This is a genomic window from Bordetella sp. H567 (assembly GCF_001704295.1).
Lineage (GTDB): Bacteria > Pseudomonadota > Gammaproteobacteria > Burkholderiales > Burkholderiaceae_B > Bordetella_C.
Map to the genome: position 1 here is coordinate 1,685,520 of NZ_CP012334.1, position 13,452 is coordinate 1,698,971.

13 protein-coding genes are annotated in these 13,452 nt (G+C 66.7%); 9 read left to right on the plus strand and 4 right to left on the minus strand.

Annotated features, from left to right (window positions below):
• Positions 1-54 precede the first annotated feature (54 nt).
• Positions 55-603 (plus strand): acyloxyacyl hydrolase, encoded by a 549-nt coding sequence (locus AKI39_RS07645; RefSeq protein ID WP_066634200.1) that lies wholly within the window; start codon positions 55-57, stop codon positions 601-603.
• A 127-nt stretch (positions 604-730) separates the two neighbouring features.
• Here the strand turns inward: AKI39_RS07645 and AKI39_RS07650 are convergent, their stop codons facing one another.
• The gene (locus AKI39_RS07650) at positions 731-3,991 is read right to left on the minus strand and encodes an Rne/Rng family ribonuclease (protein ID WP_066634201.1); all 3,261 of its coding nucleotides are present in this window, start codon (positions 3,989-3,991) and stop codon (positions 731-733) included.
• Between the two features lie 542 nt (positions 3,992-4,533).
• Between AKI39_RS07650 and AKI39_RS07655 the strand changes: the two genes are divergently transcribed.
• The 4 genes from AKI39_RS07655 to msrQ all read left to right on the plus strand — a co-directional run bounded on the left by AKI39_RS07655 (position 4,534) and on the right by msrQ (position 8,157).
• Positions 4,534-5,547: an RluA family pseudouridine synthase gene (locus tag AKI39_RS07655; protein ID WP_443103217.1), complete on the plus strand. Its 1,014-nt coding sequence runs from the start codon at positions 4,534-4,536 to the stop codon at positions 5,545-5,547.
• Between the two features lie 146 nt (positions 5,548-5,693).
• Positions 5,694-6,347 carry an HAD-IA family hydrolase gene (locus tag AKI39_RS07660; RefSeq protein ID WP_066634203.1) on the plus strand — a complete coding sequence of 218 codons (654 nt, stop codon included), beginning with the start codon at positions 5,694-5,696 and terminating at the stop codon, positions 6,345-6,347.
• 151 nt (positions 6,348-6,498) lie between these two features.
• Entirely contained in the window at positions 6,499-7,464 is a 966-nt protein-coding gene (gene msrP / locus AKI39_RS07665) for a protein-methionine-sulfoxide reductase catalytic subunit MsrP (RefSeq protein WP_066634204.1), read from the plus strand.
• 12 nt (positions 7,465-7,476) lie between these two features.
• On the plus strand, positions 7,477-8,157 hold the full coding sequence (gene msrQ / locus AKI39_RS24860; RefSeq protein WP_083228687.1) for a protein-methionine-sulfoxide reductase heme-binding subunit MsrQ: 681 nt from the start codon (positions 7,477-7,479) through the stop codon (positions 8,155-8,157).
• Here the strand turns inward: msrQ and AKI39_RS07670 are convergent.
• The 3 genes from AKI39_RS07670 to AKI39_RS07680 all read right to left on the minus strand — a co-directional run bounded on the left by AKI39_RS07670 (position 8,040) and on the right by AKI39_RS07680 (position 10,350).
• Positions 8,040-8,897 carry an N-acetylmuramoyl-L-alanine amidase gene (locus AKI39_RS07670; protein ID WP_066634205.1) on the minus strand — a complete coding sequence of 286 codons (858 nt, stop codon included), beginning with the start codon at positions 8,895-8,897 and terminating at the stop codon, positions 8,040-8,042. The two genes, msrQ and AKI39_RS07670, sit on opposite strands and share 118 nt — an antisense overlap.
• Positions 8,894-9,592, minus strand: coding sequence for an SAM-dependent methyltransferase (locus AKI39_RS07675; RefSeq protein ID WP_066634206.1), 699 nt, complete (start codon positions 9,590-9,592; stop codon positions 8,894-8,896). Before AKI39_RS07675 ends, AKI39_RS07670 begins: the two co-directional genes overlap by 4 nt.
• A 152-nt stretch (positions 9,593-9,744) precedes the next feature.
• Positions 9,745-10,350, minus strand: a complete 606-nt coding sequence (locus tag AKI39_RS07680; protein WP_066634208.1) for a Maf family nucleotide pyrophosphatase — start codon at positions 10,348-10,350, stop codon at positions 9,745-9,747.
• Positions 10,351-10,485: 135 nt separating this feature from the next.
• On the opposite strand from AKI39_RS07680, the gene AKI39_RS07685 reads away from it, so the two are divergent.
• From AKI39_RS07685 to AKI39_RS07700, 4 genes are all read left to right on the plus strand, one after another.
• Positions 10,486-11,088 (plus strand): YceD family protein, encoded by a 603-nt coding sequence (locus AKI39_RS07685; RefSeq protein WP_235610770.1) that lies wholly within the window; start codon positions 10,486-10,488, stop codon positions 11,086-11,088.
• A 52-nt stretch (positions 11,089-11,140) separates the two neighbouring features.
• Entirely contained in the window at positions 11,141-11,323 is a 183-nt protein-coding gene (rpmF, locus tag AKI39_RS07690; protein WP_066346671.1) for a 50S ribosomal protein L32, read from the plus strand.
• Between the two features lie 63 nt (positions 11,324-11,386).
• Positions 11,387-12,454 carry a phosphate acyltransferase PlsX gene (plsX, locus tag AKI39_RS07695; protein ID WP_066634210.1) on the plus strand — a complete coding sequence of 356 codons (1,068 nt, stop codon included), beginning with the start codon at positions 11,387-11,389 and terminating at the stop codon, positions 12,452-12,454.
• On the plus strand, positions 12,454-13,446 hold the full coding sequence (locus tag AKI39_RS07700) for a beta-ketoacyl-ACP synthase III (RefSeq protein WP_066634212.1): 993 nt from the start codon (positions 12,454-12,456) through the stop codon (positions 13,444-13,446). Before plsX ends, AKI39_RS07700 begins: the two co-directional genes overlap by 1 nt.
• Positions 13,447-13,452: the final 6 nt, after the last annotated feature.

Genomic DNA, 13,452 nt, shown 5'->3' on the forward strand with positions numbered 1-13,452 from the left:
TTTCTGATAAGTTACACAATCTTTTTGTTTTTCCTCATCGCTGGAGTAGTTTCCATGAATCGTGATCATAAAAAGAAGATCGTTGCCGGCGCGTTGACCGCACTGGCGATGACATGTGCGATGCCTCTGGCGCAGGCGCAGAGCCGCTCGAACGGCGGCATCAGCGTGCAAGGTGGTATTGGTTCCAAGTACAACCGCACCGCCGTGAATTACGAGACCGCGCCGTTGTGGAACTACGATTTCGGCGGCAATTGGGGTCGCCTGGACCTGACGGGCGAACTGGGCGTGGCCTATTGGTGGGCGCATCAAGGTGCCCATCCCGACAGCGCGTGGCAGCTGAACGCGATCCCCATGTTCCGCTGGTGGCTGGGCGACCGCTTCTTCGTCGAAGCCGGCGTGGGCCCCACGGTCTTCAACAAGACGCGCTTCGCGGATAAAACGATCAGCACGGCTTTCCAGTTCGGCGATCATATCGGCCTGGGCTTCCAGGTGACCGAATCCAGCCGTGTCAGCCTGCGCTATTCGCATTTCTCCAATGGCAGCATCAAGACGCCCAATCAAGGCCTGGACGTCGCCCAGCTCACCTACACCTATCTGTTCTAGCGTTCCAGCGTCCGGGCTTTTCCACCGGGCGCCGCCGCTGTCGGCGGCATCGTAAAAAAAGGGCTGTTCCGTCAAGGAACAGCCCTTTTCGTTTCCTAGGCCGCCGTGCGGCGGCCTAGGATCACTCTTAGTGGCGGGTTTCCACCTGTTCCAGCGGGGCGGACGACACCGGCGGGACCGGCTTGCGTTCGCGTCCCAGGCGCACCGGCGTATGGCTGGCGGCCATGCGCTGCTGGGTCTGGGCGTGGCGATCGGGATCGGTCTCCACCCAGGTCAGGCCGGCGGCATTGACCACATCCTGCAGGTTCTGCTTGGTGGCAGGCTGCACGGCGGCGGCTGTCGGCGCGGGCTGGCTGGCGGCCGTTGCCGGGGCAGCGACGGCGCCGGCAATGGCTTCGTCGGTGCGCGGCGCCGCGGACGGCGGGACGGCCGCCGGCGTTTGCGCCGTCACCACCGGCTGCGCCGGTACAGGCTGGGCGGAAGCCGGCGCGGGCGCCACCGGCTGGGCGGCGTGTTCGGGCGCCACCGTGGCCGCCTGCGGGGCGTCAACGGGTGCGTCCGTGGCCGGCTGGGGCTGGGCGGGCGCCGATGTGGCCGATACGGGCTGGGCCGGTGCCGTCCAATCCGCCGCAGGCGCCACGGGGGCGGCCGAAGCGGCTTGATCGGCCGGTTGTGCCGGCTCGGTGCTCACCTGCGATGCAGCCGGGGCGGTTGCCTGTTCGGCATGGCCTCGCGTGGCCTCGACCGGTGCGGCGGGGGTGGACGGATACACCGGCGTCACGGGAGCCGCGGCCGGAGAAACCGGCGCGGCCGCAACGGGCTGCGGCGTCATCGACCCCGGGATGGCGGTCTGGACGGGCGTGGGCTGCGTGGCTTGGCTACCCGTACCCTGGGCATCGGCCGCGAAGTGCGGACGATGACCGGATTCGACGGGCGTGGCAACTTCCGACAGCGCGGCTTGCGCTTCCGCGGCCAGGGCTTCCTCGCCTTCCGGCATTTCCTCGCCAGCCTCGCCGGCCTCGCCGGTCAGGCCCGTACCGTCTTCCGACGCGCGACGGCCACGACGGCTGCGGCGGCGGCGGCGCTTGCGCTCCGGGTCGCTGCCCGCTTCGGCGCCCTGGCCTTGCTCGTCCAGGTCGGCGGCGTCCGCCGCCGCGTCGGCACGCTCATCGCCGGCATCGGGTGGCAGCGCGGCGGCCACCGTTTCAGCCAGGGCAGCGACCATGCTTTCCTGTTCGCTCATGGGCGTGTCCGCCTGGTCTTCCCGGCGTCCACGGCCACGGCCGCGCCGGCCGCGATTGCCGCGTGCCGGGGTGGCTTCATCCTGGGCTTCCGGCGCGAGCGCGCCTTCGGGGTGCGCCTGGGCCTGGACGACGGCATCGCGTTCGGCGCGCTGCTGCCCTTCCACGCGAGCCGGACGATCGGTGCGATCGGTGCGTTCGGGGCGGTCATTGCGTTCGGCACGCTCGGCCTCGGTACGGCGCCCGCCACGCACATGGTGGCGCAGGCCGTCGCCTTCGGCGGGTTCGGGACGGGGTTCGTGCCGGCGATTGCGGTTGCGCTCGGAGCCATGGCGTTCGCCGCGGCGTTCCTGGCCGTCGTGCGTACGCGACTTCGGCCGTGCGGGCGCACGCTTGGCATCCGCCTGCTGGGCAGGCGCGGCGGCGGGCGCGGCGTCGCCGCCGGTGAACCAGCCGACCAGGCGCTTGAACAGGCCACCCAGGCCGGGCGCGGCGGGCGCCGGCGCGGCCGCCACCGGGGCAGGGGTGGAGGACACGGGTGCGGGCTGCGCGGGCGTGATGCCCTTGACCAGCGCTTCCGGACGGGCCTTGATTTCCTGTTCGCGGGGAGCCCAGGCGACTTCCGTGGCGGGGGCGTCGGCCAGTTCGAAGCTGGTCTTCATTTCCTCCAGGCGCGGGTCGTCATGGCGCAGCCGCTCGATATGGTGATGCGGGGTTTCCAGGTGCTTGTTGGGGATCAGCACCAGATTGACCTTCAGGCGGGCTTCCATCTTGGCGATGTCGGCGCGCTTTTCGTTGAGCAGGAAGGTGGCCACGTCAACCGGCACCTGGGCGTGCACCGCCGCGGTGTTCTCCTTCATGGCCTCTTCCTGCAGCAGGCGCAGCACGTGCAGGGCGCTGGATTCCGCGTCGCGGATCACGCCCGTGCCGTTGCAGCGGGGGCAGGTGATGTGGGACCCTTCGTTCAGCGCCGGGCGCAGGCGCTGGCGCGACAGTTCCATCAGCCCGAAGCGCGAGATCTTGCCCATCTGGACGCGCGCCCGGTCGAAATGCAGGGCATCGCGCAGGCGCTGTTCGACGGCGCGCTGGTTCTTGCCGTCCTCCATATCGATGAAGTCGATGACGATCAGGCCGCCCAGGTCGCGCAGGCGCAGCTGGCGGGCCACTTCATCGGCCGCTTCCTGGTTGGTGCGCAGGGCGGTTTCCTCGATGTCGGCACCGCGCGTGGACCGCGCGGAGTTCACGTCGACGGCCACCAGGGCTTCGGTATGGTCGATCACGATAGCGCCGCCCGAGGGCAGCGTAACGGTGCGCGAGTACGCGGTCTCGATCTGGTGTTCGATCTGGAAGCGCGAAAACAGCGGCACATCGTCGCGATAGCGCTTCACGCGCTGGACGTTGTCCGGCATGACCACGCTCATGAAGGCGGTGGCCTGATCCGCGATCTCGTCGGTATCGATCAGGATTTCGCCGATTTCAGGCGAGAAATAGTCCCGTATCGCCCGGATCACCAGGCTGGATTCCAGGTAGATCAGGATGGGCGCGGAATTGTCGCGGGCGGCGCCGTCGATGGCCGTCCACAGCTGCATCAGGTAGGAAAGATCCCATTGCAGTTCTTCGACGTTGCGCCCGATGCCGGCGGTGCGGGCAATGATGCTCATGCCCTGCGGCACCTGGAGCTGTTCCATGGTGTCGCGCAGTTCCTGGCGGTCTTCGCCCTCGACGCGGCGCGAGACGCCGCCGCCGCGCGGGTTGTTGGGCATCAGGACCAGGTAGCGGCCCGCCAGGGAAATGAACGTGGTCAGGGCAGCGCCCTTGTTGCCGCGTTCTTCCTTTTCCACCTGGACGATCAGTTCCTGGCCTTCGCGCAGGGCGTCCTGGATGCGGGCGGTGCGTACGTCGACGCCTTCCTTGAAATAACTGCGGGCGATTTCCTTGAACGGCAGGAAGCCGTGGCGGTCTTCGCCGTAATTGACGAAGCAGGCCTCCAGGCCAGGTTCGATACGGGTGATGATGCCTTTGTAGATGTTGCCTTTACGCTGTTCGCGGCCGGCGGTTTCGATGTCCAGATCAATGAGCTTCTGCCCATCGACAATGGCAACGCGCAACTCTTCAGGGTGCGTTGCATTGAACAACATGCGCTTCATGAGAGGGTTCTCCGTAGTCATGACACGCCGATATCGGCGCGTGACCTCGGGTCACCCGGGCTGCGGACTGCGGCAGAGCAAGCGTGCGGACCAGGCCTGAGCGCTGCCCAGGCCTATCCGCGCCGGTCAGGCAGGCACTTCGTGCCAAATGGCACGCGGTTCGGTCAGCAGGGGAGTCAGGTTCACGAATTGTGGTTGACGAATAATTGCTGTGAACGACAGGCGCGGCGAAGGGGTACGGCACGCGCCTGGTGCTTTAATACGACGGTATTGCTTGTTTGCTTCAGAGCCGCGCGCGGCATGCAACGGACCTGGCTGGGGACGCGTCAGGGACTTCGCCTTCGCGTACTCGTCAGGGCGCGGTTGCGCCGGCGACCGGATGACCCCGGCGCTGAATCTGGCAGACGGTACAATAACGGCCTGCGCACCGGACGGAATCGTCCCCCGACGGAGTTGCTCAGGAAAGTGCATCTGAACGTGCATCTCTACGCCAGGCGGCCATTCAGCCCCATAATTCAGCCCCTTAAGGCTGTCCCGATTATATGCCGCTTTTCGCAATGCGCAAAGAAGACACTTCCCGCCCCCGTCCCAAGCCGAACGACCCGTCCCCACGGGGCGCAAAAGCCGCCAATCCGCCGCCTGCGGTGCGCATGCTGGAAATCGGCGAAGAGCAAAGCGGCCAGCGGCTGGACAACTTCCTGTTCCGGGTGTGCAAGGGCGTACCCAAGAGCCATATCTACAAGGCGATCCGCGACGGCCAGGTGCGCGTGAACAAGGGCCGTATCGCCGTCGACCACAGGCTGGAAACCGGCGACCTGGTGCGCGTGCCGCCCTTGCGCTTGCCCCAGCCCGGCGAAACCCGCACGGTGCCGCCGGCGGAATTCCCTGTCGTCTACGAAGACGATGCCATGCTGGTCCTGGATAAGCCGGCCGGCGTCGCGGTCCACGGCGGCAGCGGGGTGGCCTTCGGCGTCATCGAACGACTGCGGGCCGCCCGGCCGCAGGCGCCCATGCTGGAACTGGCGCATCGGCTGGATCGCGAGACGTCCGGCCTGCTCATGGTGGCCAAGAAGCGCAGCGCCCTGCTGGGCCTGCATCGCATGCTGCGCGAAGGGCAGGGCAACAAGCGTTATTACGCCCTGGTATGCGGCGATTGGGTGAACGACCGCCAGCATATCAAGCTGCCGCTGACCAAATGGACCACGGCTTCGGGCGAACGGCGCGTGCGCGTGGACCGCGATGGCCAAGCGGCGCACACCATCGTCACATTGAAACAGCGCTACGGTACATTCAGCCTGGTCGAGGCCGAGCTGCGTACCGGCCGCACCCACCAGATCCGCGTCCACCTGGCCTCCGTCGGCTTTCCCATCGTGGGCGACGATAAATATGGGGACGATGCGGTTCGCCTGTCTTTCGCCAAAAAAGGTTTTGCCCGCATGTTCCTGCATGCCCATCACCTGGACATGGCGCATCCCCTGACCGGCGAGCCGCTCTCCCTGGAGGCGCCGTTGCCCCCGGCTTGTATCGACATTCTCAAAACGCTGGAGTCTTCCTGACATGAAAGCCACCCCCGAAGCGCTGCGCGCTTCCCCCTCCAGGGGGCGACGCCCGCGGACCGGCAAAGCCGGCTCCGCGGCGTCCCCGCTCGGGTCATATCCGTTTCATGCGGTGCGGGTAGTGCGCGGCGCCATGGATAGCTGATATGTCCTATTCCTTGGTGGTGTTCGACTGGGATGGGACGCTGATGGACTCCACGCACAGCATCGTGGCGGCCATCCAGGCTGCCTGCCGCGACCTGGAACTGCCCGTGCCGTCCGCCTCGCAGGCCAGCTGGGTCATCGGCCTGTCGCTGGAAAGCGCGCTGCGGCGCGCCGTCCCCAGCCTGACGCAGGCGATGCTGCCGCGCTTTCTGGAGCGCTACCGGCTGCATTACCTGCTGCGCGATCCCGAACTCAAGTTGTTCGACGGGGTGCGCGAGATGCTGGCCGAGCTGGCCGCGCGCGAGGTGCGCATGGCGGTGGCCACGGGCAAGAGCCGGGTGGGCCTGAATCGCGCCCTGGCGGCCAGCGGCCTGGTCGACGCCTTCGCTGCCACGCGCTGCGCCGACGAAACATTCAGCAAGCCCAATCCGACCATGCTCTTCGAGATCATGGACGAAGTGGGCGTCGAGGCGGACCGTGTCGTGATGATCGGCGATACGTCCCACGACCTTCAGATGGCCGCCAACGCCCGGGTCCACGGCGTCGGCGTGACGTACGGCGCCCATTTGCGCGACGAGCTGGAATCGCTGGGGCCGCAGGCGGTGATCGAGTCGGTGTCCGGCCTGCGGGAATGGCTGTTGTCGCGCGTCGGTTGATCGCGCCGCGGCGCTTTCCGGCGGACGTGGGCACGCCGCCGCGGTTTCTATAACGGAAAATTGAACCCCGCGGCCGAACAGCCGGGGCACAATCCTGTCATAAGCTGCGCGCGGCCCATGCGGGGCGCCAGGATGCCAGCCGGAGATCGCCATGCTGATACGCAAACCTTCCGATGTACTGCCTTCGGAAATCACCCCAGAAGCCGTCTGGCAGTCGCGTCGTGCCTGGATGGCGCGGGCGGCGGCGGGCGCGGCGGCACTGGGCATGGCTGGCCTGAGCCCACGCCAGGCCCGCGCGGCGGACGCCGGATTGGCTGCCTTGCCCGCCACGCCGGACAAGCAGTTCGCCATCATGGACAAGCCGACGTCCTACGAAGACATCACTTCGTACAACAACTTCTATGAATTCGGCGTGGACAAGGGCGATCCCGCGCGCCACGCCAAGGCCTTGCGGACGCGGCCGTGGACGGTCACCGTGGAGGGCGAGGTCCAGAAACCGCGCACTTTCGATATCGATACGCTGCTGAAACTGGCGCCCCAGGAAGACCGCACCTACCGCATGCGCTGCGTCGAGGGCTGGTCCATGGTCATCCCCTGGGTGGGTTACTCGCTGTCGGCCTTGCTGAGCCAGGTCGAGCCCACCGGCAACGCGAAGTACGTGGAGTTCGTCAGCGTGGCGCAGCGCGATACCATGCCGGGCCTGCGCTATCCCGTCATCGACTGGCCCTACGTGGAAGGCCTGCGGCTGGACGAGGCCATGCACCCGCTGACGCTGCTGACCTTCGGCCTGTACGGCAAGGTGCTGCCCAACCAGAACGGGGCGCCGCTGCGCGTGGTCGTCCCCTGGAAATATGGCTTCAAGTCCGCCAAGTCGCTGGTGGCCATCCGCCTGGTGGAGAAAATGCCGGTCAGCGCGTGGATGAAGGCGGCATCGAACGAGTATGGCTTCTATGCCAACGTCAATCCGACCGTGCCGCACCCGCGCTGGAGCCAGGCCACCGAGCGCCGCATCGGCGAAGACGGGCTGTTCAGCCCCAAGCGCAAGACCCTGATGTTCAACGGTTATGACCAGGTCGCTTCCCTGTACACGGGGATGGACTTGCGGGCCAATTATTGAGCGGCGCCACCGATGCTCCAGGCAACGCCCACCTCGCGCAAGCAGCTTTCGGCTGCCGCCGTCGGCCGTTTCAAGCCCGTCCTGTTCCTGATGGGCCTGTTCCCGCTCGCGCGCTGGATATGGCTGGGCACGCATAACGGCCTGACGGCGAATCCGGTTGAATTCCTGACCCGCTCGGCGGGCACCTGGACCTTCGTCTGCCTTCTCGTCACCCTGGGGATCACGCCGCTGCGGCGCCTCACCGGCCAGCCCGCCCTGGTGCGCCTGCGCCGTATGTGCGGTCTTTTCGCCTTCTTCTACGGCTTTCTGCATTTTATGTCTTGGGTCGGGTGGGATCGCGGGTTCGACCCGGCGTCCATGCTGCAAGACGTCGGCGAGCGGCCGTTCATCACGGTCGGCTTCGCGGCCTTCGTGTTGATGACGGCGCTGGCGGCGACCTCCACCCAGGGCGCCATGCGGCGCATGGGCAAGCGCTGGCAGCGCCTGCACCGCGCGGTGTACGCGATCGGCATACTGGCCTTGCTGCACCTGCTGTGGCACAAGGCCGGCAAGCATGACTTCGAACAGCCTATCGTCTATGGCACCGTGCTGGCGGTGTTGTTGCTGTGGCGGGTGGTCGCCTGGGCCGGCAAGGCCAATAGAACCGCGGCGGTTTCCGCATCGGGCACGCCGTCGCAGCGGCTTGGGCGATAGTGCATCTGGAAGGCGGCGATGACACGTGCCGTCTCGGCATCGAAGGCGCCGGTACGCGGCACGGCATAGCCCACGCTCTCCAGCCTGGCCTGGAACCAGCCCGCGTCCGGTACGCCATTTTGTTCGAAGTAGGCCCGTAGTCCAGGCACGGCGCTTTCGTCGTACCAGCGCCCCAGTCCTGCCGCCGCCAGCCGGCGCCAGGGGAACAGCGGTCCGGGGTCTACCTTGCGCTGTGGCGCGATATCGCTGTGGCCGACGATGTTCTTCGGCAGGACGCCGTGCCGCCGGGCGATGTCCCGCACCAGCAGCATCACCGCCTGGATCTGATCTTCGTGATAGGGCTCCCATTGTTGCGTGCCGCCGGGCGCGCGCGTGTCCCCGTTGTTCACGATCTCTATGCCGATCGAGGCGTTATTGATGTAGGTGCGACCATACCAGCTGCTGTCGCCCGCATGCCAGGCGTTGCGGTCTTCCGGGACCAACTGGTAGACATGGACGGGGTGGGTATCGGTAAGCAGATAGTGGGCGCTGACGTTGCCGCGGGATAGCGTCTGCAGCGACGCGTCGTCGTCGCCGGCGGTGTAGTGCAGCACGATGAAACGCACCCGGCTGTCCTGGCCCACTGCCTGGATGGAGCGGTCCACCGCCAGGCCGGCCGGCGAGCGGGTCGCGCAGCCGGTCAGGGCCAGGGCCAGTACGGACGCCGCGCAGAAGGCAAACCGGGGGGCGGATGTCTTCATCGCGCCAGATACAGGAAAAGCGTGGGTTTCTTGTCCAGGTCGGGGGCGGGGCCGGTTTTCCAGTCGGCGATGGTGCGCGTGCGTATCCATTCGTCGGCGGTGGTGAGCGAGCGGGCCACGCACAGGCGGGTGTCACCGCGCAGGGTCGCCACCAGGGACGCGAACATGGCGGCGTTGCGGTAGGGAGTTTCGATCAGCATCTGGGTCTGGTTGCCGCGGCCGGATTGCTGTTCCCAGGCGCGCAGCTGCCGCGCCCGTTCGCTGGGTTCGACGGGCGCGTACCCGTGGAAGGCGAAACGCTGGCCATCCAGGCCGCTGGCCATCAGGGCCAGCAGGATGGACGACGGTCCCACCCAAGGTCGTACCGCCAGCCCCATTCCGTGGGCGATATCGGCCACGCGCGCGCCGGGATCCGCCACCGCGGGGCATCCGGCCTCGGATACCAGGCCAATTTCGCCGCCCTGTTTCAAGGGGCGCAGCCAGCCCTGGATCTGCGCGGCGTCCGTCTTGTCCGTCAGGGTGTGGATCGTGATGTCTTGCAACGGGTGGATCGCGCCGACGGCTTTCAGGAAGGCGCGCGCCGTTTTGGCGTTTTCAGCGATGTAGGTGTCCAGCCGCGCCGCCAGCGCGCGTACGTCTGGAGGCAGCCAGCGGTCCACCGGCGCATCGCCCAGGCCGACCGGGATCAAGTGCAATTGCCCGGGCGCGGGCCTGGCGCCTGTCGATGCCCGCTCCTGGCGGGGGGCGAGGGAGGCGGAGCCGCTGGCTGCCGCATCTGGGTGCGGGTCGTGGGGGGCGGCGGTGTCCGCTTGCGTATCTTGCCGTGGCGCGGCGGGTCCGGTGCCGCTCACTGTTGTGTCCCCGCGTGAGTCAGCGGGTCCAGGCCAAAGCCCGCCAGCATGCTCGTCAGCGCGATCAGGGGCAGCCCGATGATCGCCGTGGGGTCGTCGCTCCGTATGCTTTCCATCAGCGCGATGCCCAGGCTTTCCGCCTTGGCGCTGCCAGCCGTATCGAAAGGCGTCTCGGCGTGCAGGTAGGCCTCGATGGCCGCGTCCGACAGGTCGCGGAAGCGGCACAGGGTAACGATATCGGCCTGGGTGGTCCGCTCTCCGTTGGTGACGGCCAGGGCGCTATGGAAGGCGACTTCGCGTCCCGACAGCCGGCGCAGCTGCGTGCGCGCCCGCTCGAAATCGCCGGGCTTGCCGATCGCCTCGCCATCCACGGTGGCGACCTGGTCCGAGCCGATCACGACGGCGCCGGCGTGCGCCGCGGAGACGGCCCGGGCCTTGGCGACGGCCAGGCGCAGGGCCAACTCCGCCGGCTGTTCGCCTGGCAGGGGCGTTTCATCGACGCCGGGCGCGATGGTGTCGAAGGGCAGGCGCAGGCGGGTGAGCAGTTCCCGTCGATAGGGCGAGGTGGATGCGAGGATGAGGCGTGGCGTGGCTGTGGTCATGCAAGGTTTGACGGTCAGACGTAAGTCACGGTATTATCTAACGTTTTCGCGGAAATTTCGTTGTCGTATGTGTCGTATGCAAACGGTGGCCGTGGGCAGGCAATCCGTGCGGAAGCAACCCCTGGGAGTGCAGCCGTGGTGAAGGAAACCCTGGTGGGGCAAACCCGGGCCGCGCGAGCCGGCATTATCGACGCGTTCGATTTTGCGCGCGTGGGCAAGGAAGCTTCAGGCAGTCTGCCGCTGGCCCGGTTCGGGCGCGCGATGGAAGGGTTGCCGTTGCAGCCGCGCGACGAAACGGGCGAAGTACGCTGGGTCGTGCGCGGCGAAACAGGCAGGCAGGGCGAATCGCTGTTGCATCTGCATGTGCGGGCCGCGCCGGTGCTGGTTTGCCAGCGTTGCATGGAGCCTTTTGTTTACCCCATCGATGCGCACGTAAGTCTGCATCTGGTGAAATCCGAAGCCGAACTCGATAACGGCCTCGACGAAGCCGCCCTGGAGGCGGACGACGGCGCGGACGATATCGACGATGCGCCGGAAAAAGTGGTCGGTTCCCGTCATTTCGATCTGCTGGAGCAGGTCGAAGACGAACTGGTCCTGAATATCCCCTACGTGCCCAGGCATGATGTATGTCCGGACACGCCGCTGAAGACCAGCGCCGGCCCCGCGCCGGACGAAGCCGACGCGGAAAAGCGTCCATCGCCGTTCGCGGTGCTGGAAAAATTGAAGCAAAAACATTGAGGTCAACACCGGGCCGCATCGCGTACAATGCGCCCCGTTTCTAGGAGTCATCATGGCTGTTCAACAAAACAAGAAGTCCCCGTCCAAGCGTGGGATGCACCGCTCGCACGATTTCCTGACCGCGCCGTCCACGGCGATCGAACCCAATACGGGCGAGACGCATCTGCGTCACCACATCAGCCCGAACGGTTTCTATCGCGGCCGCAAAGTCATCAAGACCAAGAGCGACGAATAAGCCCGTTCCGCATCGCGTGAACCGGACCGCATTGTTACGGCTGGCGCTGACCACCTGGCACCCGTGATACGCATCGCTATTGACTGCATGGGCGGCGACATCGGCCTGCCCGTGACCATCCCCGCGTCGATCGAGTTCGCCCGCCGGTTTCCGGACGTGCGGCTGCTCCTGGTCGGATTGCCGGACGCTATCGAAAAGGCGCTCGAAGGTGGGCGGGACGTGCCGCGCGAGCGGCTGGAAATCGTGCCGGCTTCCGAGGTCGTCACGATGGACGATTCCGTCGAGGTCGCCTTGCGCCGCAAGAAGGACTCGTCCATGCGCATCGCCGCGCAGGCCGTCAAGGACGGCCGCGCGGATGCCTGTGTTTCCGCGGGCAATACCGGCGCGTGGATGGCGATCTCGCGCTACGTGCTCAAGACGCTGGACGGCATCGACCGTCCGGCCATCGCGACCTCCATTCCCAACCAGAAGGGTAGGTCCACTACCGTACTGGACCTTGGCGCCAACGTCGATTGCACGGCCGAACACCTGCTGCAGTTCGCCATCATGGGCGCGGCCCTGGCACAAGCGCTCGACCATTGCGAGCGGCCCAGTGTTGGCCTGCTGAACATCGGCGAGGAAGTGATCAAGGGCAACGAGGTCGTCAAGGAAGCCGCGGAACTCCTGCGCTCCAGCCCCCTGAACTTCCATGGCAACGTGGAAGGCAACGACATCTTCAAGGGCACGGTGGACGTCGTCGTGTGCGACGGCTTTGTCGGCAATGCGGTGCTCAAGTCGATCGAAGGTCTTGCGCGCATGCTTTCCAGCATCATCCGCGAGGAATTCAAGCGCAATCCGATCACCTTGCTGGCGGGCGCCATCGCGTCGCCGGTGCTGAACCGTCTGCGCAAGCGGGTCGATAACCGGCGCCACAACGGTGCCGCGTTGCTGGGCCTGCGCGGCGTCGTCATCAAAAGCCATGGCTCGGCCGACAGCTATGCCTTCGGTTTCGCGCTGCAGCGCGCGCGGGAAGCGGTGGCGAGCAAACTGCTGGAACGCACCAACGAGAGCATGGCGCAAATCAGGCAGCAGGGCATACATATCAATCACGCGCCGGTGTCCATGCCGCGCGCGGCCGGGGACTCCGCCTGATGAACTCCACTCCGCAGTATTCGGTGATCGCCGGTTCCGGCAGCTACCTGCCGCCGCGCGTCGTATCCAATGACGATCTGGCGGCGGAGCTCGCCACCCGGGATATCCAGACCTCGGACGCCTGGATAGTCGAACGCACCGGCATTCGCCAGCGGCACCTGGCCGAGCGCGGTGTCACGACCAGCGACCTGGCGACCGAAGCCGCGCGCCGCGCGATCGATGACGCAGGCCTGCGCGCCGAAGATATCGATCTCATCATCGTCGCCACCTCCACCCCGGATTTCGTGTTTCCTAGCACGGCATGCCTGGTGCAGAGCAGGCTGGGCATCAAGGGCGGCGCCGCGTTCGACGTGCAGGCGGTGTGCAGCGGTTTCGTCTACGCGCTGACCACCGCGGACAGCTTCGTGCGTGCGCGCCGCGCGCGCCATGCGCTGGTCATCGGAGCCGAAGTTTTCTCGCGTATCCTGGATTGGAACGACCGCTCCACCTGCGTACTGTTCGGCGATGGCGCCGGGGCGGTGGTGCTGTCCGCGTCCGAACAGCCCGGCATACTGGCGGCGCAACTGCATGCCGATGGCAGCCAGACCAAGATCCTGTGCGCGGCCGGTAATGTGGCGTACGGCAGCGTGGTGGGCGACCCCTTCCTTCGCATGGACGGGCAGGCGGTATTCAAGCAGGCCGTGACGGTGCTGGAGCGCTCCGCCCGCGCCGTGTGCGAAGAGGCCGGCGTGGCGCTGGATGCGGTCGACCTGCTCATCCCGCACCAGGCGAACGTGCGCATCCTGAACTTTCTTGCCCGTAAATTGAATCTACCCACGGACAAACTGGTGATCACGGTCGACCGCCATGCCAATACGTCGGCGGCCAGCGTGCCGCTCGCGCTGGATGTCGCGCGCCGCGAAGGCCTGGCCAAACCGGGCCAACTGGTCCTGATGCAGGGCGTGGGCGGCGGTTTCACCTGGGGCTCGGTGCTGGCGCGGTTGACCGCCTGAGCGCCT

Bases quoted from the DNA above. Each gene is read 5' to 3' on its own strand.
- AKI39_RS07645 (WP_066634200.1), top strand. From the start codon at position 55: ATGAATCGTGATCATAAAAAGAAGATCGTTGCCGGCGCGTTGACCGCA.
- AKI39_RS07670 (WP_066634205.1), bottom strand. From the start codon at position 8,897: ATGAAGACATCCGCCCCCCGGTTTGCCTTCTGCGCGGCGTCCGTACTG.
- AKI39_RS07650 (WP_066634201.1), bottom strand. From the start codon at position 3,991: ATGAAGCGCATGTTGTTCAATGCAACGCACCCTGAAGAGTTGCGCGTT.
- AKI39_RS07660 (WP_066634203.1), top strand. From the start codon at position 5,694: ATGTCCTATTCCTTGGTGGTGTTCGACTGGGATGGGACGCTGATGGAC.
- AKI39_RS07680 (WP_066634208.1), bottom strand. From the start codon at position 10,350: ATGACCACAGCCACGCCACGCCTCATCCTCGCATCCACCTCGCCCTAT.
- msrP (WP_066634204.1), top strand. From the start codon at position 6,499: ATGCTGATACGCAAACCTTCCGATGTACTGCCTTCGGAAATCACCCCA.
- rpmF (WP_066346671.1), top strand. From the start codon at position 11,141: ATGGCTGTTCAACAAAACAAGAAGTCCCCGTCCAAGCGTGGGATGCAC.
- msrQ (WP_083228687.1), top strand. From the start codon at position 7,477: ATGCTCCAGGCAACGCCCACCTCGCGCAAGCAGCTTTCGGCTGCCGCC.
- AKI39_RS07655 (WP_443103217.1), top strand. From the start codon at position 4,534: ATGCCGCTTTTCGCAATGCGCAAAGAAGACACTTCCCGCCCCCGTCCC.
- AKI39_RS07700 (WP_066634212.1), top strand. From the start codon at position 12,454: ATGAACTCCACTCCGCAGTATTCGGTGATCGCCGGTTCCGGCAGCTAC.